At 66.5% G+C, this 26,261-nt stretch carries 23 protein-coding genes; 8 read left to right on the plus strand and 15 right to left on the minus strand.

What is annotated here, in order from left to right; translation table 11 throughout:
* Nucleotides 1-79: 79 nt before the first annotated feature.
* The 3 genes from cfa to ACM0PK_RS00660 are packed head-to-tail and all read right to left on the minus strand — an operon-like array spanning nt 80 to nt 2,436.
* Nucleotides 80-1,195: a cyclopropane fatty acyl phospholipid synthase gene (gene cfa / locus ACM0PK_RS00650; RefSeq protein ID WP_134972243.1), complete on the minus strand. Its 1,116-nt coding sequence runs from the start codon at nt 1,193-1,195 to the stop codon at nt 80-82.
* Between the two features lie 19 nt (nt 1,196-1,214).
* Nucleotides 1,215-2,096, minus strand: a complete 882-nt coding sequence (locus ACM0PK_RS00655) for a DUF3298 and DUF4163 domain-containing protein (RefSeq protein WP_134972247.1) — start codon at nt 2,094-2,096, stop codon at nt 1,215-1,217.
* 37 nt (nt 2,097-2,133) lie between these two features.
* Entirely contained in the window at nt 2,134-2,436 is a 303-nt protein-coding gene (locus ACM0PK_RS00660; RefSeq protein ID WP_005417588.1) for a GNAT family N-acetyltransferase, read from the minus strand.
* A gap of 208 nt (nt 2,437-2,644) precedes the next feature.
* Between ACM0PK_RS00660 and ACM0PK_RS00665 the strand changes: the two genes are divergently transcribed.
* Nucleotides 2,645-2,806 (plus strand): hypothetical protein, encoded by a 162-nt coding sequence (locus ACM0PK_RS00665; protein ID WP_180883853.1) that lies wholly within the window; start codon nt 2,645-2,647, stop codon nt 2,804-2,806.
* 48 nt (nt 2,807-2,854) lie between these two features.
* Here the strand turns inward: ACM0PK_RS00665 and ACM0PK_RS00670 are convergent, their stop codons facing one another.
* The gene (locus ACM0PK_RS00670; protein WP_005417591.1) at nt 2,855-3,478 is read right to left on the minus strand and encodes a rhomboid family intramembrane serine protease; all 624 of its coding nucleotides are present in this window, start codon (nt 3,476-3,478) and stop codon (nt 2,855-2,857) included.
* Between the two features lie 7 nt (nt 3,479-3,485).
* On the minus strand, nt 3,486-5,051 hold the full coding sequence (locus tag ACM0PK_RS00675; RefSeq protein ID WP_235648463.1) for a POT-type proton-dependent oligopeptide transporter: 1,566 nt from the start codon (nt 5,049-5,051) through the stop codon (nt 3,486-3,488).
* 162 nt (nt 5,052-5,213) lie between these two features.
* Between ACM0PK_RS00675 and ACM0PK_RS00680 the strand changes: the two genes are divergently transcribed.
* On the plus strand, nt 5,214-6,059 hold the full coding sequence (locus ACM0PK_RS00680; protein WP_065196637.1) for an endonuclease/exonuclease/phosphatase family protein: 846 nt from the start codon (nt 5,214-5,216) through the stop codon (nt 6,057-6,059).
* A 71-nt stretch (nt 6,060-6,130) separates the two neighbouring features.
* Here ACM0PK_RS00680 and ACM0PK_RS00685 read toward each other — a convergent pair whose 3' ends face one another.
* On the minus strand, nt 6,131-6,742 hold the full coding sequence (locus tag ACM0PK_RS00685; RefSeq protein ID WP_005410310.1) for a superoxide dismutase: 612 nt from the start codon (nt 6,740-6,742) through the stop codon (nt 6,131-6,133).
* Nucleotides 6,743-6,961: 219 nt separating this feature from the next.
* On the opposite strand from ACM0PK_RS00685, the gene ACM0PK_RS00690 reads away from it, so the two are divergent.
* Entirely contained in the window at nt 6,962-7,414 is a 453-nt protein-coding gene (locus ACM0PK_RS00690; RefSeq protein WP_061478000.1) for a guanyl-specific ribonuclease, read from the plus strand.
* Nucleotides 7,414-7,827 (plus strand): barstar family protein, encoded by a 414-nt coding sequence (locus ACM0PK_RS00695; RefSeq protein ID WP_065196636.1) that lies wholly within the window; start codon nt 7,414-7,416, stop codon nt 7,825-7,827. Before ACM0PK_RS00690 ends, ACM0PK_RS00695 begins: the two co-directional genes overlap by 1 nt.
* A 185-nt stretch (nt 7,828-8,012) precedes the next feature.
* On the opposite strand, the gene ACM0PK_RS00700 is transcribed toward ACM0PK_RS00695, so the two are convergent.
* Nucleotides 8,013-9,773: a hypothetical protein gene (locus tag ACM0PK_RS00700; protein WP_414607817.1), complete on the minus strand. Its 1,761-nt coding sequence runs from the start codon at nt 9,771-9,773 to the stop codon at nt 8,013-8,015.
* A 10-nt stretch (nt 9,774-9,783) separates the two neighbouring features.
* Entirely contained in the window at nt 9,784-10,383 is a 600-nt protein-coding gene (locus tag ACM0PK_RS00705) for an NfuA family Fe-S biogenesis protein (RefSeq protein ID WP_005417610.1), read from the minus strand.
* Nucleotides 10,384-10,473: 90 nt separating this feature from the next.
* On the opposite strand from ACM0PK_RS00705, the gene ACM0PK_RS00710 reads away from it, so the two are divergent.
* From ACM0PK_RS00710 to zupT, 3 genes are all read left to right on the plus strand, one after another.
* Nucleotides 10,474-10,824 carry a 4a-hydroxytetrahydrobiopterin dehydratase gene (locus ACM0PK_RS00710; RefSeq protein WP_021203009.1) on the plus strand — a complete coding sequence of 117 codons (351 nt, stop codon included), beginning with the start codon at nt 10,474-10,476 and terminating at the stop codon, nt 10,822-10,824.
* Nucleotides 10,821-11,237, plus strand: coding sequence for an energy transducer TonB (locus tag ACM0PK_RS00715; protein ID WP_180883846.1), 417 nt, complete (start codon nt 10,821-10,823; stop codon nt 11,235-11,237). The genes ACM0PK_RS00710 and ACM0PK_RS00715 overlap by 4 nt, the downstream gene beginning before the upstream one ends.
* Nucleotides 11,238-11,334: 97 nt before the next feature.
* Nucleotides 11,335-12,144 carry a zinc transporter ZupT gene (gene zupT, locus ACM0PK_RS00720; RefSeq protein ID WP_005417614.1) on the plus strand — a complete coding sequence of 270 codons (810 nt, stop codon included), beginning with the start codon at nt 11,335-11,337 and terminating at the stop codon, nt 12,142-12,144.
* 347 nt (nt 12,145-12,491) lie between these two features.
* On the opposite strand, the gene ACM0PK_RS00725 is transcribed toward zupT, so the two are convergent.
* A complete protein-coding gene (locus tag ACM0PK_RS00725) occupies nt 12,492-13,466 on the minus strand; it encodes an RluA family pseudouridine synthase (protein ID WP_049397926.1) in 975 nt (324 codons plus the stop codon).
* A 408-nt stretch (nt 13,467-13,874) separates the two neighbouring features.
* Between ACM0PK_RS00725 and rne the strand changes: the two genes are divergently transcribed.
* Nucleotides 13,875-17,174, plus strand: coding sequence for a ribonuclease E (rne, locus tag ACM0PK_RS00730; protein WP_414607818.1), 3,300 nt, complete (start codon nt 13,875-13,877; stop codon nt 17,172-17,174).
* Nucleotides 17,175-17,339: 165 nt separating this feature from the next.
* Here the strand turns inward: rne and ACM0PK_RS00735 are convergent, their stop codons facing one another.
* Genes ACM0PK_RS00735 through ACM0PK_RS00760 form a run of 6 tightly spaced genes read right to left on the minus strand, consistent with a single transcriptional unit; the run spans nt 17,340 to nt 26,051 of the window.
* Entirely contained in the window at nt 17,340-18,224 is an 885-nt protein-coding gene (locus ACM0PK_RS00735; RefSeq protein WP_065178282.1) for an endonuclease/exonuclease/phosphatase family protein, read from the minus strand.
* Between the two features lie 2 nt (nt 18,225-18,226).
* Nucleotides 18,227-21,394: a discoidin domain-containing protein gene (locus ACM0PK_RS00740; protein ID WP_065178281.1), complete on the minus strand. Its 3,168-nt coding sequence runs from the start codon at nt 21,392-21,394 to the stop codon at nt 18,227-18,229.
* Nucleotides 21,391-22,227, minus strand: coding sequence for a carbohydrate ABC transporter permease (locus ACM0PK_RS00745; RefSeq protein ID WP_005417620.1), 837 nt, complete (start codon nt 22,225-22,227; stop codon nt 21,391-21,393). The genes ACM0PK_RS00740 and ACM0PK_RS00745 overlap by 4 nt, the downstream gene beginning before the upstream one ends.
* Nucleotides 22,224-23,105: a carbohydrate ABC transporter permease gene (locus ACM0PK_RS00750; protein ID WP_005410323.1), complete on the minus strand. Its 882-nt coding sequence runs from the start codon at nt 23,103-23,105 to the stop codon at nt 22,224-22,226. Before ACM0PK_RS00750 ends, ACM0PK_RS00745 begins: the two co-directional genes overlap by 4 nt.
* On the minus strand, nt 23,102-24,442 hold the full coding sequence (locus ACM0PK_RS00755; protein WP_414607819.1) for a sugar ABC transporter substrate-binding protein: 1,341 nt from the start codon (nt 24,440-24,442) through the stop codon (nt 23,102-23,104). Before ACM0PK_RS00755 ends, ACM0PK_RS00750 begins: the two co-directional genes overlap by 4 nt.
* 4 nt (nt 24,443-24,446) lie before the next feature.
* Nucleotides 24,447-26,051: a glucoamylase family protein gene (locus ACM0PK_RS00760; RefSeq protein ID WP_005417626.1), complete on the minus strand. Its 1,605-nt coding sequence runs from the start codon at nt 26,049-26,051 to the stop codon at nt 24,447-24,449.
* Between the last annotated feature and the right edge of the window lie 210 nt (nt 26,052-26,261).

The raw sequence follows: 26,261 nt of genomic DNA on the forward strand, positions 1-26,261 counted from the left end.
TTTTTTTGTTGTGGTTGGGGTCAGAGCCCTTTTCTGTGAAAAGGGATCTGACCCCGGGGTCTCCGACCCCGCGCTGGCTTCATCGTGGCGCCACGTACCCGCCCGGCACGCCTTCCGGCGATAGCACCAGCTGCCACAGCTGCGCATGCCGGCAGCGGAAGGTGGCCATCGACCCGGCCAGGTAGAAGCGCCACATTCGCCGGAAGTGCTCTTCGTAGTGCGCATCCAGCCGCGGCCACGCTGCTTCCACGTTGCGCCGCCAGGCCTGCAGGGTCAGGTCGTAGTCGGTGCCGAAGTTGTGCCAGTCTTCCAGCACGAAACGGCCTTCGAACGCCCGGGTGATCTGCGCCGCCGACGGCAGCATCGAGTTGGGAAAGATGTAGCGCGCGATCCACGGATCGGTGCGATGCCGGGAGATGTTGGTGCCGATGGTGTGCAACAGCAGCAGGCCGCGCGGCGACAGGCAACGCTTGGCCACCTCGAAAAAGCCCGCGTAGTTCTTGTCACCGACGTGCTCGAACATGCCGATCGAGAAAATCGCATCGAACGGTTCGTCCAGCTCGCGGTAGTCCTGCAATCGGATCTCGATCGGCAGGCCCGCGCACAGGTTCCGCGCGAACTCGGCCTGCTCCTGCGAAATCGTCACGCCGACGCCACTCACACCGTAGCGCTCAGCGGCGAACTTCAGCGCTTCGCCCCAACCGCAGCCGATGTCCAGCACGCGCTGGCCCGGGCGCAGGCCCAGCTTTCGGCAGACCAGGTCGAGCTTGGCTTCCTGTGCGGCGTCGAGATCATCGGCGTTGCGCCAATAGCCGCAGCTGTAGACCAGGCGCTGGCCGAGCATGGCCTGGTAGAGATCGTTGCCCAGGTCGTAATGACGGCGCCCGACCTCGTAGCTGCCCTGCCCCGCCTGCAGGTTGAACAGGCGCGCCTTCAGCGCATCGGCCACTTCGCGCCAGCCGTGCACCCGTTCATCCAGGTGCGCCTGCATCAGGTGGGCGAGGAATTCATCCAGGACGTTCGCATCCCACCACCCTTCCATGTAGCTCTCGCCCAGGCCGAGCGAGCCTTGGCCCATGACCCGCGCGAAGAAGCGCGGGTCATGCACCTGGATGTCCTGTGGCTGGGTACCGCCGATGCGGACCCCGGCTTCGTGGAGCAGGCCGGCGACCCGCTCCTGCAACCCTGTATCCACGTCACCTCCTCGACTGCGGTCAACCGCGTGCGAACAGCTCCACGTAGTCCTTGGCCACGTGCGGCAACAGCACCGCCGCCGGTACATCGGCGGTCTGGGTGCCGTCCGAGTATGGACCCACCTGGTACGGAGGGAAAACAAAGCGCAGCGCGGTGATCTGCCCCTTGTCGTCGGTCAGTGGCTGGAACTGGCTGAAATTGTCGGCCTGCGGGCCAGTACCGTCGGCGATCATGCGCGATGCGTTGCGCAGCGATTCCTGCAGTTGGGCCGGGTCCATGTCCTCGCCGCTGAGCCGCGTGGCCACGCGTTCGCGCAGCTGGTCGGCGACGAACTCACTGATCACCTTCCAGCCCTTGGCATCGGCCACCAGCTTGTCGGCGCTGAGCATCTGCTGCTGCTGCGGCAGCCACACGAAGCGCGCCACCAGTGGTTCGCCATGGGCGCCACCGGTATAGCGGCTGCCATCAGCACTGACCACCACCAGCTGCGGCGTTTCCAGCAGCTTCTCGAAGCTCAGCGACAGCTCGTAGGGCATGGTCGGCTTGTCGTTGCCCAGCCCGTCCAGCGCCTGCTGCAGGTCGCTGCGTGCGCTGGTGGCATAGTCCTGCAGCGCGCGCGCCAGGCCGGGGTAGCGGTCGATACCCGCCGGGTAGCTGATGCCCACCACCTCACGCTCGTTGTTTTCGATCACGTCGCGCAGGTCCAGCGGCGCTTCCGTGGCCGGCGTCTCGCCGGCGGCGGTGGCTTCGGCGGCGGGCGCCGCGTCGGTCGCCGGTGCCGGCTCGCTTTCACGCTGGCAACCGGCCAGCAACAGCACGCCCACCACGCCGGCCAGCACGCTGCCGTGCAGTGGCCGGTTGTTTCCAATCTTCATCGGGATCCCCTGTTCATGTTTGTACATCATCGCCTGCCATGGCTGAAGCGTGGCCCGCTGGCACTCAGCCAACGAGCAGGTCGTGGTACTCCTCGTGCCGCTGCAGGAAAGCCTCGGCGTAGGAACATGCCGGCACCACCTTGTACTTCTGCTCGCGGGCGAAACGCAGTGCCACGCGGGTCAGCTCACCGGCGATGCCACGGCCGGCGATCGGCTCGGGCACCTCGGTGTGGGTGATCACCATGCGCTTGCGCTTGATCTGGTAGTCCAGCACCGCCAGCTGTCCTCGTACACGGGCGGTGAAGCGGTGGTTGGCCAGGTCGTGTTCGACCTCGTAGGCCAGACCGGGGGGCGTGACCGAAGCCATGGAACTGTCTCCTGCGGCGACTGCGTGGATGGTGCGCAGCCGGGCGCCATGATCGCGTGAAGCCTGAACAGGGGCAAGTCCAGTCCATTCACGTCAGTTTTCGCCCTCAAGCTGGAGGCGGGCCGGCCGCTATCGCCTATGGAGGGGTACGGCCAGGCTGGCACGACCCTTGCGACCGTTGACCATGCGCACCACCGTGGAGGCTCCCATGCACGCCAGCAATTCCCATTCCGATACCGACCGCGCCCTGCTGGAGGGCCTGCTGCAACTGGCGGTGGAAGGGCAGACCGAGGATCAGGATTTCCAGCGCATCGGCGAGGAAGTGTTCGCCCGCCTGCTGGATACCTACGGCCACACGACCCAGGCCTGAAACCGGATACGCCGGGGTCGGATCCGCAGGATCCGACCCTGGCACGCTTCAGCCGCCCAGGCGGAAGGTCGGGTTGGAGAGTTCGCGCAGGAAGTGGTTGAAGATGCTCGGCTGCATGGCCAGCATGAAGATCACGCCGAACGCCGCACCTGCCAGGTGCGCGCTGTGGTTGATGCGATCGCCGCCGCGCTTGTCCATCCAGATGCTGTAGCCGACGTAGAACGCGGCATAGATGATCGCCGGTGCCGGGATGAAGAACACCAGGATGATCGACCACGGCTTGATCAGGATGAAGGCGAACAGGACCGCCGACACCGCACCGGATGCCCCCAGGCTGAGGTAGTTCGGGTTCTTCTGGTTCTTCAGGTAGCTGGGCAGGATCGAGACCAGCAGCGCGCCGATGTAGAACGCCGGGTAGGTCAGGTAGCTGCCGGTCAGCTGCACCATCACGCTCTCGATGAATCCCCCGAAGAAGAACAGGGTGATCATGTTGAAGATCAGGTGCGACCAGTCGGCGTGGATGAAGCCATAGGTCACCAGCCGGTCGTACTGGCGATGGCGGTCGACGGCCGGCGGCCACAGGATCAGGCGATCGGCCAGCTTGCGGTTGTTGAACGCCATCCACGACAGGATGGCGGTGATGGCGATCAACAGCAGATTGACGGGGGTCATGTCAGGCTCAGGCGCTACGGTAGTTGTCGACCATACGATAGCGTTTCGCGTACCAACCGAAGGCCAACGCCGCGACGAAGGCGAAACCGGCGAAGAAGAACATCAGGAACGCCGCTTCGCTCAGGCCCGTACTGGCAATCCTGTGGGTCACGGCATCGTTGCGCACGGCAGCGTTCGACAGCAGCACCCACAGGTTGCCGATGGTGGTGGTCAGGTTCCAGAAGCTCATCACCACACCCTTCATCGCCTGTGGCGCCTGGCTGTAGGCGAACTCCAGGCCGGTGGCCGAGACCAGCACCTCACCGAAGGTCAGCAGCGCATACGGCAGCATCTGCCAGAAGATCGACATGGCGTTGCCGCCGTCCATCACCACCTGGATGCCGCCGACCACGATCCAGGCCAGGCCGCTGAAGGCGATGCCGGCGGTCATGCGGCGCAGCGCGGTCGGCTCAAAGCCGAAGCGGCGCAGGGCCGGGTACAGCACCAGGTTGTTGAACGGAATCAGGATCATCACCAGCAGCGGGTTCAGCGCCTGCATCTGCGAGGCGGTGAACCAGCTCGGCATCTGCATCTGCTGGCCCTGCAGGACCCAGGTCGAGGCCTTCTGGTCGAACAGCGAGAAGAACGGCGTGGTCAGCGCGAAGATCACCAGCACGCGCAGCACCGAGCGCACGCCTTCCACGGCTTCGGCCGGATGCTGGCCACGGGCGCGGTCCAGCTGCAACCAGGTACCGCCACCGATGCCGGCGAGGATGGCCACCAGCGCCAGGCACAGGCAGATCACGATGCCCAGCGAGCCGACCAGGCCGAACGAGGCCGCCGCCAGCGCCAGGCCGAGCACGGCGATCACCAGGCCCGGACGGCCCTGGCCGGCCACGCGCGTGGTCAGCGCGGTACGCACCACGTTGGCGAACGAATGCGGATCCTTCGGCGGCAGCGGCACCAGCACGTAGCGCTTGCGGCCCAGCCAGAACACGAAGGTAGCAATGAACATCAGGATGCCCGGGATACCGAACGCCCACTGCGGCCCCCAGTTCTTCAGTACCAGCGGGATCAGCAGCGAGGCGAACAGCGAGCCGAAGTTGATGATCCAGTAGAAGGCGTCGAAGACGATCTTGGCCAGGTGCTTGTTGCTCTGGTCGAACTGGTCGCCCATGAACGAGGCCACCAGCGGCTTGATGCCACCGGCACCCAGCGCGATCAGGCCCAGGCCGAGGAAGAAGCCCTCGCGGCTGTTCTCGAACAGCGCCAGGCACAGGTGGCCGGCGCAGTAGACCAGGCTGAACCAGAGGATCGTGTGGTACTTGCCGAAGAACCTGTCGGCCAGCCAGCCACCGAGCAGCGGGAAGAAATACACGCCGATCATGAAGCTGTGCATGATGTCCTTGGCTTCACCGGCACGGCCTTCCGCAGTGATTTCCTGCAGCAGCAGCGAGGTGATCAGGAACTGCACCAGGATGTTGCGCATCCCGTAGAAACTGAACCGTTCGCAGGCCTCATTGCCGATGATGTACGGAATCTGGCGCGGCATCTTTCCTTGGCCGGCGATGGGGGCGACTGCGTCGTGGCTCATCCTGTAAGGCATTCCTGCAAAGCGAAAGGCGCAAGGTTACCGGAACCGGGGCTTGCGAAGCACGCTGCAGGGCTGCATGACAACGGTGCCAATCCATGGCAGGCAGTGCAGGCCCTGCCGGAAGTCACGGCACCTGCACGACAAAAGCGTAAACTTATCGTTATGCGCCCCCTCGCCCCCGCCCGCCTCCTGCTCAGCTGTCTCGTGCTGCTGCCGGCGTTGCAGGTACAGGCGCGGCCGCAGGCGCCGGCCGCCGCCAGTGAGAGCGCGCCCCGGCAGCTGACCGTGGCCGCGCTGGAGTTGCCCAGCCGCGATGACGCGCAATGGAAGCAACGCCGCGAGCAGGTCGCACAACTGCTGACCGACCTGCAGCCGGACGTGATCTCGGTGCAGCAGGTGCTGCAGCAGCAAGGCCGCAACCCGGCCTGCTGGCTGGCCAGCCGGCTGCGCTACAGTTGCGACTTCGTCACCGCCGACCCACCCAGCCAGCCACTGCGGCATGGCAACGCCATGCTGACCCGGCTGCCGGTGAGCGAGGACGGCGTGACCCTGCTGCATCCTCCCGGCACCTTCAGTGCGGCCGGCATGATGCGGCTGAAGCTGGGCGAGGCGCTGGTCAACATCTATGTGGCGCGGCTGCGCCCGGACCCGGACGAGGCCACCGCCCGCCAACACCAGACCAGCGACCTGATGACCTGGATCGGCGCCACCGCCGAAGGCATGCCCAGCCTGATCGCGGGCGACTTTTCGGCCAGCACGGTGGAGCTGGTGCGGAGCACGCCCGGCTTCCAGCCGGCACGGCGCAATCCCGGCGGCCGCGCCGAGCCGCCTGCAGCCAGTGGTGGCGGCGCCAGTGGCCACGGCTTGGACGTGCTGTTCCAGGTCAAGCACTTCGGCGGCATACGCCAGCAGCCGATCCTGCTGCCCGCCGACGGCGACCTGCCCGGACTGCGCCTGGGCGTGTTGGCAACCCTGCGCCTGCAGGACGCTACGGCCACGGCGGAATAGGTCGTGCCGGGATCCTGCAACAGAAAAGGCCGGGGTCTCCCCCGGCCTTTCCACTCATCCCGTCACCGCGATCAGGCGATCGCTTCCTGGTAACGGCGCTCGACTTCATTCCAGTCGATGACGTTGAAGAACGCGCCGATGTACTCCGGGCGGCGGTTCTGGTACTTCAGGTAGTACGCGTGTTCCCACACGTCCAGGCCGAGGATGGGGGTGTTGCCTTCCATCAGCGGGCTGTCCTGGTTGCCGGTGCTCTCGACCACCACCTTCTTGTCCGGGGTCACGCTCAGCCACGCCCAGCCGCTGCCGAAACGGGTCAGCGCCGCCTTGGTGAAGGCATCCTTGAACTTGTCGAAACCGCCCAGGTCCTTGTCGATGGCCTTGGCCACGTCACCCACCGGGTTGCCACCTGCGTTCGGGGCCATCACGGTCCAGAACAGCGAGTGGTTGGCATGGCCACCACCGTTGTTGCGCACCGGACCCTGCAGGTTCTCCGGCAACGACTTGAGCTTCTTCACCAGCTCTTCGACCGGCAGGTCAGCGTATTCGGTGCCTTCCAGCGCCGCGTTGACGTTGTTGATGTAGGTCTGGTGATGCTTGGTGTGATGGATTTCCATCGTCGCCGCATCGATATGCGGCTCCAGCGCGTCGTAGGCGTAGGACAGCTTGGGCAGGGTGTAGGCCATGATGCATCTCCTGATTGCGAGGGCACCCGACGATGTCGGGCGGTGCGCCGTGAATGATGGGGACAGACCCGCAGATTACCAAGGGGGATGTAAAGGAAATTGCGTCCTGCCAGTGAGCACGACGGCAATTGTTACGCAGCAGTGACGCGGCGCCCTCCTCATGCGCCATGCAGCGCGCAGGCGCTACAGTGCATGTACCACCCTCGCCCGCCCCTGCCCATGCGCAACCCCCGGCTGCTGATCACCGCCATCGCCCTGCTGCTGCTCGGCCTGGTCGCCAACCATTTCCTGCAGCGGCCGCCGGCGCCACAGTTCGCACCGGACCTGCAGGGAACACCGACCGCACGGGCGCCTGCCACGGCCACGCCCGGACGGGACAACGGCCTGCCCGCGTTCCTGCCCACCGAAGCACGCCAGACCATTGCCCTGATCCAGCGAGGCGGTCCATTCCCGCACCGCCAGGACGGCACCACCTTCGGCAACCGCGAGCAGCAGCTGCCGCAACGTCCGCGTGGCTACTACCGCGAGTACACCGTCGACACCCCCGGTGCACGCACGCGTGGCACGCGCCGCATCGTCACCGGCGGCGATCCGCCGGAGGCGTGGTACTACACCGACGACCACTACGAATCGTTCCGCAGCTTCACCGTACCGGCCCAGGGAGCGCAGTGATGAGCCACGATGATTTCGGCCTCGGCCTGCATGACATCAACAATGCCGGCGTCTATGCCATCGACAGCGATGACATCGGCGCGCTGGCCGCAGCAATGCGCGATGCCAGCCTGAAGGTGATCCGCATCGATCTGGAGGGCGTGACGGACAAGCGCACCCTGCTCGCCCGGCTCGCCGCGCAACTGGATTTCCCGGCCGGTTTCGGCGGCAACTGGGATGCACTGTCGGACAACCTGCGTGATCTGCAATGGCTGCCAGCCAACGGCTACGCGCTGTTCCTGGCCGACGTGGATGCGCTGCGTGCCGGCGCACAGAAGGACTTCGACACCCTGCTGGACGTGATGGATGAAGCCAGCCGCGATTGGGTGGGTCGCGATGTGCCGTTCTGGGTGTTCCTGTCGCAGAGCACGTAAGGTCAGTGCCTGGGTAGAGGCCGACCTTGGTCGGCGCTTCTGTGCCAACCAAGGTTGGCATCTACCAAAGCACGCCAGCACGACCGCCACATCCCGCTGTGGGTCCAGCGAAAAGCCCCCTTGTTGTTCAAGGGGGCGCGCCAACGGCGCGGGGATAAGGGAACATGCGTGGACAACGGCAGCCGCTAGCGGCTGCCGTTGTCTTCCTGCAGTTCTTTCTTGAACGGAATGTCCGGCGGCGGCCGTGCCACGGCCGGCTGGTCCTGCATGTTGGGGTTGGTCAGGCCACAGCCACCGCCGGCCTGCAGGATCGAAATGACGCAGGAAATCCTCGTGTTGGTGCCCGGCAGTGGAATCTCCATCGCCTTGACGCCCTTGCGCACCCATTCGGCCAGCAGCGATTCCTGTGGCACCCAGTACTTGTCGAACGACGTCGGCGTGTAGTCGTACGGCGGACGTTTCAGCCATGTGCCCGATTGCGCGATGCGCTCCTTGCTCCAGCCGTCGTTGGCGCCACCGGGCGCACCTCGCTCGGCGTGGCCGTCGCCGTCCTGGCCCGGCACGCGTACGCTGCCATCGGCATTGAACAGGCCATTGCCCCTGCCGGCGGCACTGGCCTGGCGGGCACCGCCATTGCTGCCGTCGCGGCTGCGGCTGGAAGATCCCCAGTCATCGCCCTTGGCCGGTGTCGCCCAGTTGCCGGGATCGGGGGCCGGGCGCGCTCCTGCGTTTGCCGGTGTGCTGCTGGAGGCTGACGGACGCGTGCTGCTGCTCGTCTGCGCCGCGCGGCCTTGGGCCGCAGCCGCAGGCGTCACGGTGGCACTGCCACTGGAGGATGCCGGTGCCACCGCCGGTGCCGGGGCCACTTCACGCTCCCGCACCTGTACATCACGGCCGGTGGGCGCGCGTACGGCGGGCTCACGCCCGGCCACCGCCGCCATCCGCACCTGCGGATCGGCCACGGCCTGCACTTCACGTTCAAGCACCTGCACGTCCTGCTGTGGCACGCGAACCTGCATTTCTGGGCTGCGCAGCGGTTTGGGCGCGACGGGCGCTTCGACGATGCTGACTTCGCGTTCGCGCACCTGGATATCACGCACCTGAGGTGTGCGCACGGCCAGCTCTGGGGTGCGCACCTGGGCAGGCGCCGGCGGCGCGTGCACCGGCTGCACGCTGCGCTCGCGTACGCTGGGCGTGCTGTCCCGCGGCACGACGCTGACTTCGGTTCGCGGCACGCTGACCGGCGGCACCACGAAATCCGTGCTGGCCTGCGCCACCTCGGTGGCCTGGACCGGCGAAGGCGGCGGCGCGGCAACCGGCGCCGGCTCGGCTTCGGCTGGCGGCGGAGGAACACTGGCGGTCGGCGCGGATGCAGGGGAAGATGCGGCGGCTTCGGCAGCCGCCGGACGCGGGGCAGGAGCTGTGGCGGCGTCCGCCTGCTGCCCCGTCGCAACCCGACCTGCCGCAGCGGCCGCAGCGACTTCGGCGCCGGGCTGATCGCCCCCGCCTTCCTGGGTCGCGCGGCCGACGAACTCCACCTGCACGCGCTCGCCCTCGGCGCCCTCTTCGTCTGGCGCAGTGGTGCGGATCACCGCCACCCACAGCAGCAGCATGAAGAACAGCAGGTGCAGCAGTGCGCTGATCAGCGCCGAGGTCCAGCGCATCCAGCGCTGGTCGCGCGGCGCAGCGTCCCAGTCCTGCCAGAACAGACGGCGCAACGCCTGCCACGGTGACAACTGCGGCGATTGGCCTGGCCGGCCGGGCAGCGGACGCGGCAGCAATACCGCAATCACTTCGCGGGCATGCAACGGCCGCGGCAGCGGCCCCAGCGAGCGCAGCCACAGCGCCCAGCCATAAGGCAGGCGCGTGGTCTTCTCAAGGACGGCGCGGGGCTGCTGGCGGGCCAGCAGCAGATCGATGAGTTGCTCGGCCCGGGTCAGAGGCACGCGTCAGCGATCAGGCGACGTTGTCGCGCGGGATGTACGGCGCGTGGCCGCTGTCGTGGTCGGTCGCGTCGCGCACGGCGGTCACGCCCGGCACACGGCCCATCAGGGTCTTTTCGATGCCCTGCTTGAGCGTCACGTCGGCCATGCCGCAGCCCTGGCAACCACCGCCGAAGCGCAGCAGCACCACGCCGTCGGACGAGACTTCCTGCACGGCCACCTTGCCGCCATGCGAGGCCAGCTGCGGATTGACTTCGTTCTCCACCACCCAGTGCACGCGCTCCACCAGCGAAGCCGCATCACCGGGCGCTTCACCCTTGATGCGCGGCGCCTTGATGGTCAGCTGCTGGGCACCTGCAGCGCCGGCGACGATGTCGATCTCGGCACCGTCGAGCCAGCCAACGCTGCCGGCATCGACATAGAGGGTGAAGCCATCGCAGTCCACCGCCCACTCGTCGCCCAGCAGGTCGGTGGGTTCGGCGAATTCCAGCCGGGCGTCGGCGCGCGGGGTACCGGGGTCGACCGCGCTCAGGCGCACGCCCATGCCAGGCACGCCCTCGCGTTCGATCAGCTTGCGGAAATGGGTCTGGGCAGTGTCGGAGATCTGGATCATCAGGCTATTCTAGCCAAGTAAGCGTCAGCCGCTCATTCGGTTTATACACCGTCCGGCGCATTGTTCAGTCAACACGAGGTGGAGATTCCCATGGCCGACCTGATTCCACTGGCCCAGGCCCGTTGCGTGCCACGCAAAGGCAGCGACCACAAGCTCGGCGAAGCCCGCCTGGCCGAACTGCTGCCGCAGGTTCCCGGCTGGGAGCTGAGCGAGGGCGGGCAGGCCCTGACGCGCACCTTCCGCTTCAAGGATTACTACGCCACCATGGCCTTCGTGAACGCGCTGGCCTGGATTGCCCATCGCGAGGACCACCACCCGGACCTGGGCGTGCACTACGACCGCGCGGTCGTGCGCTTTTCCACCCATGACGTGGGCGGTCTGAGCGAGAACGACTTCATCTGCGCGGCCAAGACTTCGGCCCTGACGGAGCAACTGCCATGAACGTACGCTTGCTGAGCCTGTCCCTGATCGCTGCGGCCGGCCTGGCCGGCTGCGGCTCGTCCGAACCGCCGGCACCACCGCCGCCACCGCCGACCGAAGTCGCAGCAGTGAAGACGCCGCCGCCGCAGTACCCGCTTGAACTGGCCTGCATGGGCGTGGGCGGCACCAGTACGTTCAAGGTGACCATCGGCACCGACGGTAAGCCGAGCGAGGTCGCCCTGCTGACTGGCGCGGGCAACCCGCAGCTGGACGAACTGGCCAAAACCGCCGTGCAGGGCTGGCAGTTCAAGGCCGCGACACGCAATGGCCAGCCGGTGCCGGCCACCATCCAGGTGCCGGTCAGTTTCAACCCGCCGCAGCCGAAGCCGGACCAGTGCTTCGCCATTGAAGAGCGCTTGCGCCGCGGCGGCTGATCGCACGCACCCGACGAGGCCAGCCGGCGCCCGCCTCGCCCTCGCCGCCCCGGCCCTGTCCGGGGCGGTTGTCTGTTGACCAGGACTGCGTCGGTAGATGCTGCAGATTCCACCCGAAAACATCTGGATTGCGCTGGCGGTCACCCTCGCGGCCGGCCTCGCCACTGCGATCGGCAGCCTGCTGGTGCTGTTCTCGCGCCGCCCCAACCCGCGCCTGCTGGCCTTCGGCCTGGCCTTCGCCGGCGGCGCAATGGTCTATGTGTCGCTGTCGGAAATCCTCAACAAATCCATTGCTTCGTTCGCACTGGCCCATGGCGAGCGCACCGGCTTCACTTACGGCACCCTGGCGTTCCTGCTGGGCGTGATCGTGATCGTGCTGATCGACCACTTCATTCCCAACCCGCATGACAGCCTGGACAAGCAGGATCCCGCGTTCCGCGAAAACAGCCGCGAGTACCTGAAGCGGGTCGCGCTGCTGACCTCGGTCGCGATCACCGCGCACAATTTCCCGGAAGGGCTGGCGACCTTCTTCGCCACGCTGGAAAGCCCGTCGGTGGGCATGCCACTGGCCTTTGCGATTGCCATCCACAACATCCCCGAGGGCATCGCGATCGCGGTGCCGGTGTACTTCGCCACCCAGAACAAGGCCTATGCATTCAGCGCCAGCCTGCTGTCGGGCCTGGCCGAGCCGGTGGGCGCCGCGCTCGGCTACTGGTTGCTGTCCGGGTCGCTGTCGCACGCCACCTTCGGCTGGGTGTTCGGGCTGATTGCCGGCGTGATGGTGTTCCTGGCACTGGACGAGCTGCTGCCGGCCGCCAAGCGCTATGCCAAGGGTCACGAGACCGTGTACGGGCTGGTGGCGGGTATGGGCACGCTGGCGATCAGCCTGGTGCTGTTCAAATGGTGAGGGGTTTGCGGCCGACGGGCTGAGCCCCTTCGCGGCTGGTACGTCCCACAGTATCGAGAGGTTACGGGCGGGTATGGGCCTACGCTGCGGATGTCCGGGTCCGCCTTGTAGCGAGCCGAGCACCGCAGGTCCGGCGAGGGCGAAGAGGCGCGGGTGTCTGAGCGCAGCGAGTTCCGCGCCGTCCCTCGGCGGACCGAGGAGCGCAGGGCACCGGCGCGCGGCGCCGGCTCGCGGATGGCGGCGTGTTTCTTTGGTTACTTTCTTTGCACGAGCAAAGAAAGTGACAAGCCCACTCTCCGCAGGGAAGCGACGGCGCCGACCGAGCACCCGGCGCCGCCGAACCGCCGTCAGCGCAGGCGGTCCAGCGCCTCGACCAGCTCATCCGCCAGCGGCGCGTTCAGCACATACGGGCTCTTGCCGTCGTCCAGTGCAAACTCCAACGAGGCTGCGTGCAGAAACAGTCGCTTCAGCCCGATCTGCTCACGAAGCCGCTTGTTGACCGCAGGATCGCCATATTTGTCGTCACCGGCCACCGGATGGCCCAGATGCTGGGCATGCACGCGGATCTGATGGGTGCGGCCGGTTTCGATGCGCACCTCGCAGTACGACTGGCCGCCGCGGCGCTCCAGCACCCGGAAGTGACTGATCGATTCCTTGCCGATGGCATTGACCTGTACATGGCGCTCGCCCCCCTGGCGCAGGCCCACGTGCAGCGGCGCGTCGACGGTCATCACGCCGTCCGGCATGCGGCCGGCCAGCAGGGTCAGGTAGCGCTTGCGGATGCCGGCGCCGTGGTCTTCACGCAACAGCGCCTGCAGTTCGCTCAGCGCCGAACGCTTCTTGGCCACGATCAGCAGGCCCGAGGTGTCGCGATCCAGCCGATGGACCAACTCCAGTGTCTGTCCCGGGCGCAACGCGCGCAGGGTCTCGATGGCACCGAAGCTGATGCCGCTGCCGCCATGGCTGGCCACGCCGGAGGGCTTGTTCAGGGCCAGCAGCCGGGCGTCCTCGAAGACGATGGCCTGCTCCAGGCGGCGCATGAACGCCTCTGGCGGGCCGGCCTTGTCTCCCTCCTCGCTGAGACGGACCGGCGGCACACGCACCTCATCGCCCGCCTCCAGCTTGCGCTCGGCCTTGGCGCGGCCGCCGTTCACCCGAACCTGCCCACTGCGCACCAGCTTGTACACCAGACTGCGCGGAGCTCCCTTCAGCTGGCCGAGCAGGAAGTTGTCCAGGCGCTGGCCGGCGCGGTCGGCGGGAACGGTGATCATGCGCACGGAAGGCTTGTCGCCAGCGGGTTTGGTCGGGTCTTGGGCGGTCATCAGGCTGTTTATTCTGTTACACTCGGGGGGCGAGATAAGGGATTGATTTCGTTGGAAGTTACTCAGGGCCAGAAGCCCAGCTTCCGACGAATCCGGCACAGTGCGCGACCACCGCCCGCGGGGCGGCCATGTTAGCGGCTCACCGGCCTTCCCGGCCATCGCCGGATGCCTGACACGCAACCGTGCTGAACATGTCCCGCGTGGCGCTCCAGCCTGGCTGACAGCTGCCTGCGGCCCTGCAACACCCAAAAACCCATAAGAGTGAAGCGCTCCCGCGGCCTGCCGTGGTGTCGTAGCGCTGGAAACCCAAGCCGCCCTCCCCGCGCTTGCGCGAATGGGCGGCGAGCCGTGTCCAGAGGCGAAACCCCATGGCGTTCCGCGCGGTAGCCGCTTGCGAGGAACGCAACAATGAAGCGAATGCTGATCAACGCCACGCAGGCTGAAGAGCTGCGTGTTGCCATCGTGGATGGCCAGTCGTTGTATGACATCGACATCGAACAGCCGTCGAAGGAACAGAAGAAGTCCAACATCTACAAGGGCCGGATCTTCCGCATCGAGCCCTCGCTGGAAGCCGCCTTCGTCGAGTATGGCGGTGGCCGCCATGGCTTCCTGCCGCTGAAGGAGATTTCCCGCGACTACTTCCAGGCCGGTGTCGACCACAACAAGGCCGGTATCCGCGAGCTGCTGAAGGAAGGCCAGGAGATCGTTGTCCAGGTCGACAAGGAAGAGCGTGGCAACAAGGGCGCCGCCCTGACCACGTTCATCTCGCTGGCCGGCCGCTACATGGTGCTGATGCCGAACTCGCCCAGCGCCGGCGGTGTGTCCCGCCGCATCGAGGGCGAAGACCGTGCCGCGCTGAAGGAGGCCCTGGACAAGCTGAACATTCCCGACGACATGGGGGTGATCATCCGCACCGCCGGCGTCGGTCGCGATGCGGAAGAGCTGCAGTGGGACCTGGACTACCTGCTCAACGTCTGGCGCGCCATCGCCGAAGCCGCACTGAGCAAGCCGGCCCCGTTCCTGATCTACCAGGAATCGCGCCTGATCGTGCGCGCCCTGCGTGACTACCTGCGCGCCGACATCGGCGAGATCCTGGTGGACACCGAGGAGATGTACGAGCACGCCCGCGAGTTCATGCAGCAGGTGATGCCGCAGACCCTGCGCAAGCTCAAGCACTACAAGGACGACATCCCGCTGTTCAACCGCTTCCAGATCGAGTCGCAGATCGAAGGTGCCTACGAGCGCAACGTGCGCCTGCCGTCGGGTGGCTCGATCGTGGTCGACCAGACCGAAGCACTGACCGCAGTCGACGTGAACTCCTCGCGCGCCACCAAGGGCAGCGACATCGAGGACACCGCGTTCCAGACCAACCTGGAAGCGGCCGAGGAAGTGGCTCGCCAACTGCGCCTGCGCGACCTGGGCGGCCTGGTGGTGATCGACTTCATCGACATGGCCTCCAACAAGCACCAGCGCGAGGTCGAGAACCGCCTGGCCAACGCGCTGAAGTACGACCGTGCCCGCGTGCAGGTCGGCCGCATCTCGCGCTTCGGCCTGCTGGAAATGAGCCGCCAGCGCCTGCGCCCGAGCCTGGGCGAATCCAGCCAGATCGTCTGCCCGCGTTGCGACGGCCACGGCCGCATGCGCAGCGTCGAGTCGCTGTCGCTGTCGATCATCCGCGTCGCCGAAGAGCACGCGATGAAGGAGAACACCGGGCAGGTGCTGGTCCAGGCGCCGGTGGAGATCGCCAACTACCTGTTGAACGAGAAGCGCAGCGCCCTGCGCGAGATCGAGCAGCGCCACGAAGCGCCGATCGTGATCGTCGCCGACGAGCAGCTGCACACCCCGCACTATGCCGTCACCCGCCTGCGTGAGAACGAGCTGGGTGAAGAGAGCAGCAAGCCCAGCTACCAGCGCGGCACCCCGCGCAAGCTGCCGGTGCACGCCCTGACCAAGGGCCAGCTGAACATCCCGCCGCCGGCCGTGACCCAGGTCAAGCACACCTCTCCCGCCCCGGTGCGCGAGGAAGCGGCTCCGGCTGCAGCCGCTCCGGCTCCGGTCGTGGCAGCGCCAGTGGCGCCGGCTTCGAGCGGCGGCGTGATCGGTTGGCTCAAGCGCGTGTTCGGTGGCGAGCCGGCACCGGCGCCGGCTCCGGCCGCCCCGGCTCCGCGCCAGCAGCAGGACGGTGGTCGCAAGGACCGCAACAAGGATCGCAACAAGGATCGCAAGGACCGTCGCGACGAAAACCGTGGCAACGGTGGCAACGGCAACGCGCAGCAGCAGAAGGATGGCGGCAACCGCAAGGACCGTGCTGAGCAGCGCAACAAGGACGGCCGCAACGGCAACAACGGCAACAACGGCAATGCCCAGCAGCAGCCGCAGCAGGGCAGGCAGAAAGAGCCGCAGCAGAAGGATGGCCAGCAGCAGCCGCAGCAGCAGAACAAGCCGCGCAACGAGCAGCAGGGCCAGAACCAGAACCAGCCGAAGCTGAAGCAGCCCAAGCAGCCGCGCCAGCAGCAGGACGGTGACAAGCCGGCCGAAAAGCCGCAGCGCAGCGCCGCCGAGCTGCCGGCCGAGGCCGTGGCGGCAGCCGTAGCCGCTACGGCCGTCGCTGCCAACGTCGTGACCGCGCAGGAAGCCACTGCGCCGGTGGCGCCGGTTGCACCGGCTGCCTCCGCTCCGGCGGCAGTCACTGCACCGGCCGACAGCACTGCCAACGCCGCCAATGAGGCCGAGGCGATTGCCGTGACCGGTGAAGAGGCTGCCCTCGACGCCAACGGCGAGCAGGCCGGTGAAGGCGCAACCCGCCGCCGCCGTGGCCGTCGTGGTGGCCGTCGCCGCCGTCGTGGTGGCGCCGAGAACGCTGCCGGCAGCGATGGCCTGGGCGATGATCAGGACGACGCGGACGACGGTGATGACACCGATGCCGCTGATGTCGCCGGGCAGAGCAACGACAGCGTTGCCGGGACCACTCCGGTGGCCGCGGCACAGCCGGCGCGTTCGCAGCCGGAGTTCGAATTCGATGACGAAGCCGAACCGACCGCTGCCGAAGCCGAGAAGCCGGTCCGCGCCGCCGCCGCTGCTGTCGCCGCACCGGTCGCGGTGGTGAGCAGCGCCGTGATCGACGCTCCTGCACCGGTCGTGGCGAAGGTACAGGCTCCGGTCGAAGCCGTCGCCAAGGCCGAACCGGCGGCGTCGCCGGTGCAGACCAGCATGCTTGATGCCATCGACGCTGCAACCCCGGCCCAGCCAGCGGTAGCGGCAGCCCCGGCGGTCGAAGCGAAGCCGGTGGTGGTTGAGGCTGCCCCGGTCGCTGAAGCCACTGCGGTGGTCGAAGTGAAGTCGGCCGTGGCCGAGGCCGAGGCTGCTGCGGTCGTGGAATCGAAGCCGGAGATCGCTGAAGCCGCTCCGGCGGTCGAAGCCAAGCCGCTGGCCGTTGAGGCTGCCCCGGTGGCGGAAGCCGCTCCTGCGTTTGAAGCCAAACCGGTCGTCGAGACCGCACCGGTCGCCGAACAGCCGGTCGCGCCGGTGGCAGTTGAAGCGGCACCGGTGGAAGCTGCGGCCCCGGTTGCCGATGCAGTGGTGACACCGTCGATCGATCCGGTCGCCGATGGCCACGCCGATGCGGCAGCCCAGGCGGCCGAAGCCAAGGCCGACGAAGAAGACGAAGAAGGCGAAGAAGGCGCCAAGCGCACGCCGCCGGCGAACTGATCGCGCTTTGATCGCGTGAAAAAGCGGCGGGGATCGATGATCCCCGCCGCTTCTGTTTGTGCGCCGGGCGCGTGCAGCGCTCTGGGAGGCCAACCCTGGTCGGCGCCGTTGTTGGAGCGAACGCGGACACGTCCGTGCCAACCCAGGGTGGCACCTACCAGGACATCAGCGCGTCGGAGCGAACTGCAGGCGGGTCCACACGCCGTAGTGGTCCGAGGCCCAGCGACCGCTGTCATCGGGCTGGTCGAACAGGAGCTTGGCCTCACGTGCAACCATCGCGTCCTGCTGGAAGAAGATGTGGTCGATCCGCGAGGCCACCGGGTAGTAGTGCCTGTTCAGCGTACTGACCCCGGCCAGGTCGGTGTTGACGTGCACGCTGCCGTAGCTGTCACCGTAATGGCTGCGCAGCTCGCTCAGGTCACTGGCATCGACCAGTGCGTTGAAGTCGCCCGCGATCACCACCGGTGCGCCGGCCGAGGTGCTGGCGATGAAGCGCAGCAGGTCCTCGACCTGGGTGCGACGGATGCGCTGGCCATTCTCGTCGCTGCGCTCGTTGAAGTGGGTGGCATAGACGTTGACCGCCTTGCCGTCCACATCGATGCGCAGATGGGCGACCGTCCGATAATCGTCCAGCGGCCGCAACAGGTGCTCACCTTGGGCGAGGATCGGGCGCCGGCTCAGCAGCGCGTTGCCGTAACGTTTCGGCGCGCCCACCGGATCGGTGGAGACGAAGATGTACCTGTAGCCCAGCTGGCTGGCCAGCCACTGTGCCTGGTTGCGCACGTTACGGCGTTGGATCACCTCCTGCAGGGCAACCGCATCCGGCTGCAGGCGCTTGAGTTCGGCCAGGATGGTGCGGCGGCGGCTCGGCCAGTCCTCGCGGTCGTGATGCAGGTTGAAGGTCACCATGCTCATGCCTGGCGCGCTGGCGACGTCAGCCGCCGTCGCGGCGGTTGGCACGGCTGCCATCACGGCACCCGGCAATGCCAATGCAATGGCCAGTCCCAGGGCACGCACGGCCGCGCGCACCCTTGCCCCCTGCTGCTTCATCGTTACTGCCCCTTGCGCTCGGCGCGGCGCACCGCGCCCGGTACATCGATCTCGACCCGCGCCGGCAGCTGGTGCACGTGCAGTTCCCTATTGGTCCATTCGGCCGCTTCGCCGTTGATGGTCGCCTCGCCCGGATCACCGGCGTACGGCCACGGCAAGACCACGCCACCGACCGGTGGCACCAGGCCCGGCTGCACCTCCAGCACCAGCTGCTTGTCGCTGCGCTGCAGGTGGTAGTTGAGCTGGCCCTGCGGCGTGCGCAGGCCCTGCACGGCGATGCCCTCGCCCTGCAGCCAGGCGGTCGGAATGCCGGCGGCCAATACCAGCGCATCGTCCATGTCACGGCTGTAGGCGAACATGTCCAGGGCCGAGCGCACGAAGTCCGAGGCCACCCAGGCATGCGGCAGGTCACCGACGAAGAACGGCTTGCGTGGCGTGCGCGAGACCACTTCGGCCCACTGGTTCCAGGCCTGCGGCGTACGGTCCTTGAAGAAGAACTCAGTCGCCTGCCAGGCGCGATCGCGCCAGCCGAGGCGGACGAAGGCGGCCACGTTGCGCCACTCGTAGGGCGTGTAGTCCTTCCACTCGCGCTTGCCATCGCGACGGGCCACGAACTCCTTCCAGTAGCGCTCGAAGGTGGCATCGAGCGCCTGCTGCGGAAGGCGCCCCTGTTCACCGCCCGGAGCCAGCGCGATGGTGGTCGAGGTCGCATCGAAATCGCCCAACTCGGCCGAGCCCGGCAGGTAATCGATGTTGTGCTGCTGCATCGCCGACAGCAGTGAGGCCTGCAGGTCATCACGGAACTGGTCACGCGATTCGGCAATCTGCATGGCTTCGACCTTGCCCAGCTGGGCCGCCAGCGATGCCGCATCCTTGTAGCCGCGCAACGCCCAGAAATTGTCCCAGTACGAATGCATCGGCTTGGCCGAATAGCCTTCATGGCTGATAGAGGCCGGCATCATCCCGTAGAACGCCGGATTGCGCGCCCGATTCTCGTCCGTGCGCTCGCTGGCGCGCAGTTGCTCCATGTAGTTATAGGCGCCCTGCACATGCGGCCACATCAGTTCGGCGAAGGTGCTGTCACCGGTATAGCGCCCATATTCGGCAATGCTGTAGATCAGCTCGCCATGGCTGTCGTTCTCCGGCACCGGATCGCTGCCACGTGCATCGACACAGCACGGCACCTTGCCATTCTCGAACTGATAGGGCGCATACCAGTTGATGTAATCACGCACCGCATCACTGCGCCCCATGCGCAGAAGGCCCTCGGAAATCATCGCGCCATCGCGGATCCAACTGCGCGCGTACGAGCGCGTGCCCGGCTGCAGTCGCGGGCCGACCCGCGAGATCAGCATGTGCGCCACGGCGGTGCGCAGGGTATCGACCAGTGCCTGGCCCGCAGCCGGTACCTGCAACGAGACCACCCCCAGCTTCTGCCGCCACTGCTCTGCGACCTGCGCCTGCGCCTTGGCCACATCCAGCGCCTGCGGCGCCCAGCCTCCGGTCTGTGGCAACACCACCGCCACTTCTCGGCTCTGGCCAGGCTCCAGCCTGATCGTATACAGCAGCGCACCGGACGCCATGCCGGTGCTGTCCTTCACCGCCGTGCTGGCCGGGTATTTCCCGGAGGCCAGATGCATCGCGTCGAGCTTGCCATCGAACGTGCTGGCGAAGCGCGCATCCGGCACCTGCAACGGATAGATGCGCGGCTCACCGTTGATGCGCACCAGCTGTTCGCCCACATCCAGCGCATCGATGCGGCTGAAGCCGCCGACGGTGTTGAGGAACTGGGTCGGCGGGTTCACCTGCCACGGCCGGATCGCGAGCGCCAGGGTGTACTCGTGCGCCACCTTGTCCGGATTGCTCAACCGGTAGCGACCGATCAGCTGCGCGCGCTCCGGCGTGCCCTGCACGAAGCTGGTTACCGCCAAGCCGGCCTTCTCGTGCACCCAGTCGACATTGGCGATGGGCAGGTAGCGATCCTGCAGCGACTGGGTGATGGCCACCTTAGACCAGTCCAGCAACTTGCCGTCCACGCGGATGAACGGCTCGATGCTGAAACTGCCCTTGGCCGGTTCCAGCGCACCGTCCTCGCTGATCAGTGCCTGCTCCTGGCCGCCATCGAGGCCGAGCAGGGTCCAGTACGGCTGTTCGCCCACATATGCGCGCGGCAGCGAGCCGCGCGGCAGGTCGGCCGCCACCGAGGACAGGAATGCGTTCGGCGTGGCCGCGAACGCCAGCGGCTTGAGCGTGATGTCACGGATGCCATAGCGCCAGTTCGGGCCATCGTGCAGATCGAAGCGCACGTAGCGCGCGTCGGTATCCGGCAGCGCCAGCCAGTCGCGGCCGCCCGCACCGCCGGCCACCTCGCGCACGGTGCGCCAGTCCCGGCCATCCTCGGACGTACGCACGGTGTAGCGATTGGCTTCCAGGTTCGGCAGCCAGTCAATCACCGCACCGCCGATCTCGCGGCTCTTGTGCAGGTCCAGGCTGATGGTCTGCTGCTTGACCCCGCCACTGATCCAGAACGTATCACTCTTTCCGTCAATCATCCGGTCCTGCAGCGCGGTGGCGGTGTCGGCGATCACCGATGGCACCAGCGCCGAATCATCCTGCGGCGGCAGGCCCTGCAGGGTCAGCTTGTCGAAGCACACCGTGCCGCGGCCGCCGACCTTGCTGTAGATCGTGAACTCGACCGCAGCGCTGCGCGCCATCTCCTTCTCCGGCGACGGCCCCCACGCCTTGTCGATCTGGCGACGGCGGTATTCGACCGGCGTCCACGCCTTGGGGAAGCTGTAGCCCGGGTGATTGACCCACCAGACATTATCGCCGCTGGCATCGATCAGCTTGAACTGCAGGTCGTTGCCCGGCGAATCTCCCCGCAGCTGGAAGCCGAAGCGGTAGTTGGCCGGGTACTCGATGCCCAGCGCGCGGCGGATGCCGACGTAGCCCGACACCTTGTGGAAATCGTAGTCCAGGCACAGCGCGCGGCCGCCACCGGCACCGCTCACCGGCCGCAGCGAACCGCTGACCTGGTCGGACAGCACCAGCTTCCAGGCGCCGATGTCGTCGAAATCGTCCAGTACCTTCGGCGCCGGCAGTGCCGGTGGTGCGGCGATCGCCAGGGAAGTCCACAACAGGCCCAGTCCAACGGCGATCGCTCGCTTCATCCCTTGACGCTCCCCAGCAACAGACCTTGGATGTAGTAACGCTGCAGCACCAGGAACAGTGCCAGCACCGGAACCACGGTGACGACCGCGCCAGCCATCATCATTTCCACGTCCATGATGTGCTCGCGCGAGAGGGTGGCCAGCGCCACCGGCAAAGTGTAGTGCTCCTGGTCGGTCAACACGATCAGCGGCCACATGAAATCGTTCCATGCACCCATGAAGGTGAAGATCGCCAGGGTCACCAGTACCGGCTTGAGCATCGGCAGCACGATCTGGAAGAAGATGCGCAACTCCCCCGCGCCGTCGATGCGCGCCGCTTCAAGCAGCTCGTCCGGGATCGAACGCGCGTACTGGCGCACCAGGAAGATGCCGAACACGCTGGCCAGCGCCGGCACGATCACCCCGCCAAAGCTGTTGACCAGGCCCAGCTGCTTCATCAGCAGGAACAGCGGCAGCATCGCCACCTGCGCCGGAATCACCAGTGCTGCCATCAGCACCTGGAACAGGCGTTCGCGGCCAACGAAGTTGAGCTTGGCGAAGGCGTAGCCGGCCATGGTGTTGAGCAGCAGCGAACCCAGCGTGATAGCCAGCGACACCAGCAGGCTGTTGGCGAAGTTGCCGCCCATGCCGGTGCGCGCGAACAGCTCGTGGTAGTTGTGCGTGGTGATGCTCGAAGGCAGCAGTGGCGGCGGGAAATGACTGGCCTCACCCTGCGGCATGAACGAGACCGAGAGCATCCACAGCAGCGGTGCAAGGCTGACCAGGGCCAGCACCAGCAGCGCACCATTGATCATCCACGGATACCAGCGCGACTGGCCGATTTCACGACTCATACCAACTGCCTCTTGCGGCCGAAACGCAGCATCACGGTGGTCACCGCCAGGATGATCAGGAACAGCAGGAACGCTACAGCCGATGCGCGTCCCAGGTTCCACCACTTGAAGCCTTCCTCGAACATGAAATACAGCACGCTGACGGTGCTCTGCAGTGGATCGCCGCGGGTCATGACGTACGGCTCGGCGAACAGCTGGAAGTAGCCGGACACGGTGATCACCCCGACCACCAGCAGTACCGGGCCGAGCATCGGCAGGGTGATGTGCAGGAACTGCTTCCAGCGCGAAGCACCGTCGATGCGCGCGGCTTCGTACAGGTCATGCGGGATCGCCTGCAGGCCGGCGAGGAAGATCACCATGTTGTAACCGAAGTTCTTCCACACCGCGAACAGCATGATGGTCGGCATGGCCCAGTTGGGATCACCCAGCCAGTCGATCGGACTGATGCCCAGGTGGCCCAGCCCGTAGTTCACCAGGCCATAGCTGGTATGGAACAGGTAGCGCCAGATCACCGCCACCGCCACCAGCGTGGTCACCACCGGCGCGAACAGTGCCGTACGGAACAGCGCCTTGAAGCGCGCGGCCGGTGCGTTGAGCAGCATGGCCGCGCCCAGCGACACGCCGATCGACAACGGTACGCCGATCAACACGAAGTAGGTGGTGTTCCACAGCGACTTCCAGAACATCGGCGTCTGCAGCAGGTCGATGTAGTTCCCCAGGCCGACGAAGCGCAGGTTACTGCTGTCGGCCAGTGCATAGAGGTCGAAGTCAGTCACGCTCAGCGCCAGCGCCGAGGCGACCGGCAGGCCGAAGAACACGCCCAGCACGATCAGCGAGGGGCCGGCGAAGATCCAGCCGGCCAGCGAAGTACGTTTCATTGCGCGCTCCCGGCGGCCACTGCGCTGCTCGAGCGCGGCGACGGCGCGCGCTGCTGCAGGCGTTGTTGTTCATGCATCCAGCGGCGCTTGGCCAGCACCTTGTCCACGCGCTGGTCCAGTTCGGCCACGGCCTTGTCCTGCGGCAGGCCACCGCGCACGACCTTCTCGGTGACAATGCGCATTTCCTGCACGATGCGCTCCCATTCGAGCACCTTCGGCGTCGGCTTGACCCGCTCCAGCTGATCACGGAACGCGGCGGCCAGTGGATCGCTGGCCAGCGACGGCGCGTTCCAGGCACTGCGGCGCGGCGGCAGATCGCCGATGATCGAATGGAAGCGTGCCTGGATTTCCGGGCGCGACAGGAATTCGATCAGCTTCCAGGACGCCTCCTTCTGCTGCGATTTGCGGAAGATCACCAGGCTGGTGCCACCGGCGATGCCCGCGCCCGGACCGTCCGGCCCCGGCAGCGCAGCGGTGCCCCACTGTCCTTCCAGTTCCTTCGGCTGCAGTTTCTTGAACTCGCGGATGTTCCAGGGACCGGAGATGTAGAACACGTTGAAGCCGCGGAAGAATTCATCCCAGACGTTAGAGATCTGTGTCTCGGACATCTTCGGCGCCCAGCCCTGCTCGAACATGTTGGCGTAGAAGGACAGCGTGCGGCGGAACCCCGGGCTGGCGAAATTGCCGCGGGTATCGTCGTCGCGCAGCAGCGGATCGGGCTGCTGCAGGGCCAGCGACAGCTGCTGCTCGAACTCATTGATCGGCATCAGCACCGCGTAGCGGTTCGGGCCCTGCATGCGCTTGATCGCCGCCATCTGCTCGTCCCACTCGGCCCAGGTACGCGGCGGGTGGTCGTAGCCGGCCTTGGCCAGCAGGTCCTTGCGGTAGTAGATCAGGCGCGTATCGACGTACCACGGCACGCCGACCAGCTCGCCGTGGATCACGTTGGTATCCCAGATGCCCTGGAAGTAATCTTTCGGATCGACCACAGTGGAGCGCTGCACGAACGGCTGCAGCGGGGTCAATGCATCGAGTTCGGCGAACTCCGGCACCCAAGTGTTGCCGAGCTGGCACACGTCCGGCAGGCCATCGGCGGCGAACGCGGTCAGCAGCTTTTCGTGCGCGGCGGTCCACGGGATGTTCTGCACATCCACCCTGATGCCGGGATTTTCGGCCTCGAACTCGTGGATCAGCTCGCTGACCACCTCGGCTTCGCGGCCCATCGCCCAGAAGCGCACGGTGGTGGTGCCCGGTTCGGTGCGGGCGCAGCCGGCCACGGCCAGGGCGGCCAGGGCAGGCAGCGCCCAGCGGCGCAGGCGGTCGATCCAGTTCGGCATCGGGTTACTTGCCCTGGCCTGTGGTGCGGTTGGCATTGTTCTTCTGTTCCTGCGCGGCAGCCGCGCGTGATTCGGCGATACCCACCGCGCGTGCTGCCGCGGCCTTTTCGTCCTTCTGCAGTTCCAGCGGCTGGAACGACCCTTCCGGCGCCAGCCAGCCGCCGCTGAATCCGGCCCGCTCCAGGCCCTTGCGGATGTACGGATTCTTCTTCATCACTTCCCAGACGAAGTCGTTGCGGTAGTTGGCGATCATGGTCAGGATCGGCCCCTGGTCGATGGCGATGTAGTCGCTGGCGACCCAGCCGCGATCCGGGACCAGGCGACCGGTCTTGATCGGGATGTCATAGTTGAAGCTGGGATTGAACGAATCCAGGAAGCCGTAGCTGGAATAGATGTAGTCCCCGTAACGCTTGTGCATTTCCAGCGTGGCCGGGATCACCTGCTCGGGCGCGAACACCACCGAGGCGATTGCCGCAGTCGGGGCAATGGTGCCGTCATCGAAGTTCTCGCGCAGGCCGGCGCCGCGCGAGGAGTAGTGGCGGAACTGGCGCTGTTCGCCGCGGTACTCCTGCGTGGTGTTCTGCGGGCCATCGCTGGCGGTCAGGCCCCACACGTTCTCGCCATAGTCCTTCCACTGCATCGGGTTGGCGATGGCGTACTCGCGCTGGGCCAGCGCGGCCGAGCGGCTGTTGAGGAAATAGGTGCTGCCGCGCTCGCGCATGTACGCGTCCTGGATATCGCGGAAATCGATCCAGACGTGGCTGTACTGGTGGCCGAACAGCGGGCCGAAGGACAGGTATTCCTGGCCCTGGTAGACACCCCAGTCGTTGTCATAGGTGCGCGTCCACACCGTCCACGCGTCCGGGCTGACCGGGTGCGTGGGCGAGCCCAGGGCGAGGATGTAGACCATCATCGCCTCGTTGTAGCCCATCCAGTCGTGGTCGATGAAGCCGCTCTCGGGGAACCAGCCCATCGAGATCAGCGGTGCACGCTGCTGCAGCCACGGCCAGTCGACCTTCTTGTACAAGGTATCGGCAATCTGGCGGATTTCCTTCTCGCGCGGATCGTCACCGTCGTAGTACGACTGCGCGAACAGCACGCCCATCATCAGCAGTGCGGTATCCACCGAGGACAGTTCGACCCAGCTGTCGTAGCGACGGCCTTCCTGCATGTCCAGGAAGTGATAGTAGAAACCCTTGTAGCCCGCCTTGCCGGTGCGCTGCGGGCCCATCGGCACGTCGCGGAAGAATTTCAGGGTGGTCAGGGTCCGGTCGATCGCCTGGTTGCGGCTGACCCAGCCGTTCTCGATACCGATGGGATAGGCGGTCAGCGCGAAACCCACCGACGCGATGCTGGCGAACGGCCGCGACGGATAACGGTCCGGGGTCAGGCCATTGATCTCGTTGGTGGTGTCCCAGAAGAACTGGAAGGTGCGGCGCTCGATGTCATCGAACAGCGGCGGCAGCTCCGGCTTCATCGGCCGCGGCGGTGCATCGGCCTCGATCAGGATCACCGGCGGACGCGGCTTGGCAGGCTCCTGCTGGGCCGGCTGGCAGGCGGCGACGGCCAGGCTCAACGCTGCCGCGGACAACAGATGGCGTGCCTGCATGGCGCGGTTCCTCCGGTGGTCTGATCGATGGGAAAGCATACCGTCCAATGATCTGAAATCGTTTACAAGATGCGCTCTTAAAAAACCACGAAAAACGTGGTTTGACACCGCGATCATTGCCCACGCCGCTGCCCCCTGCCCGGCAGCGGCGTGGGCAATGGACCGGCACGGGGCCGGCCATTGCCGTTCTCACACAATCGATGCCGCCGG

Source organism: Stenotrophomonas sp. FR010, assembly GCF_047520755.2.
GTDB lineage: Bacteria > Pseudomonadota > Gammaproteobacteria > Xanthomonadales > Xanthomonadaceae > Stenotrophomonas > Stenotrophomonas sepilia.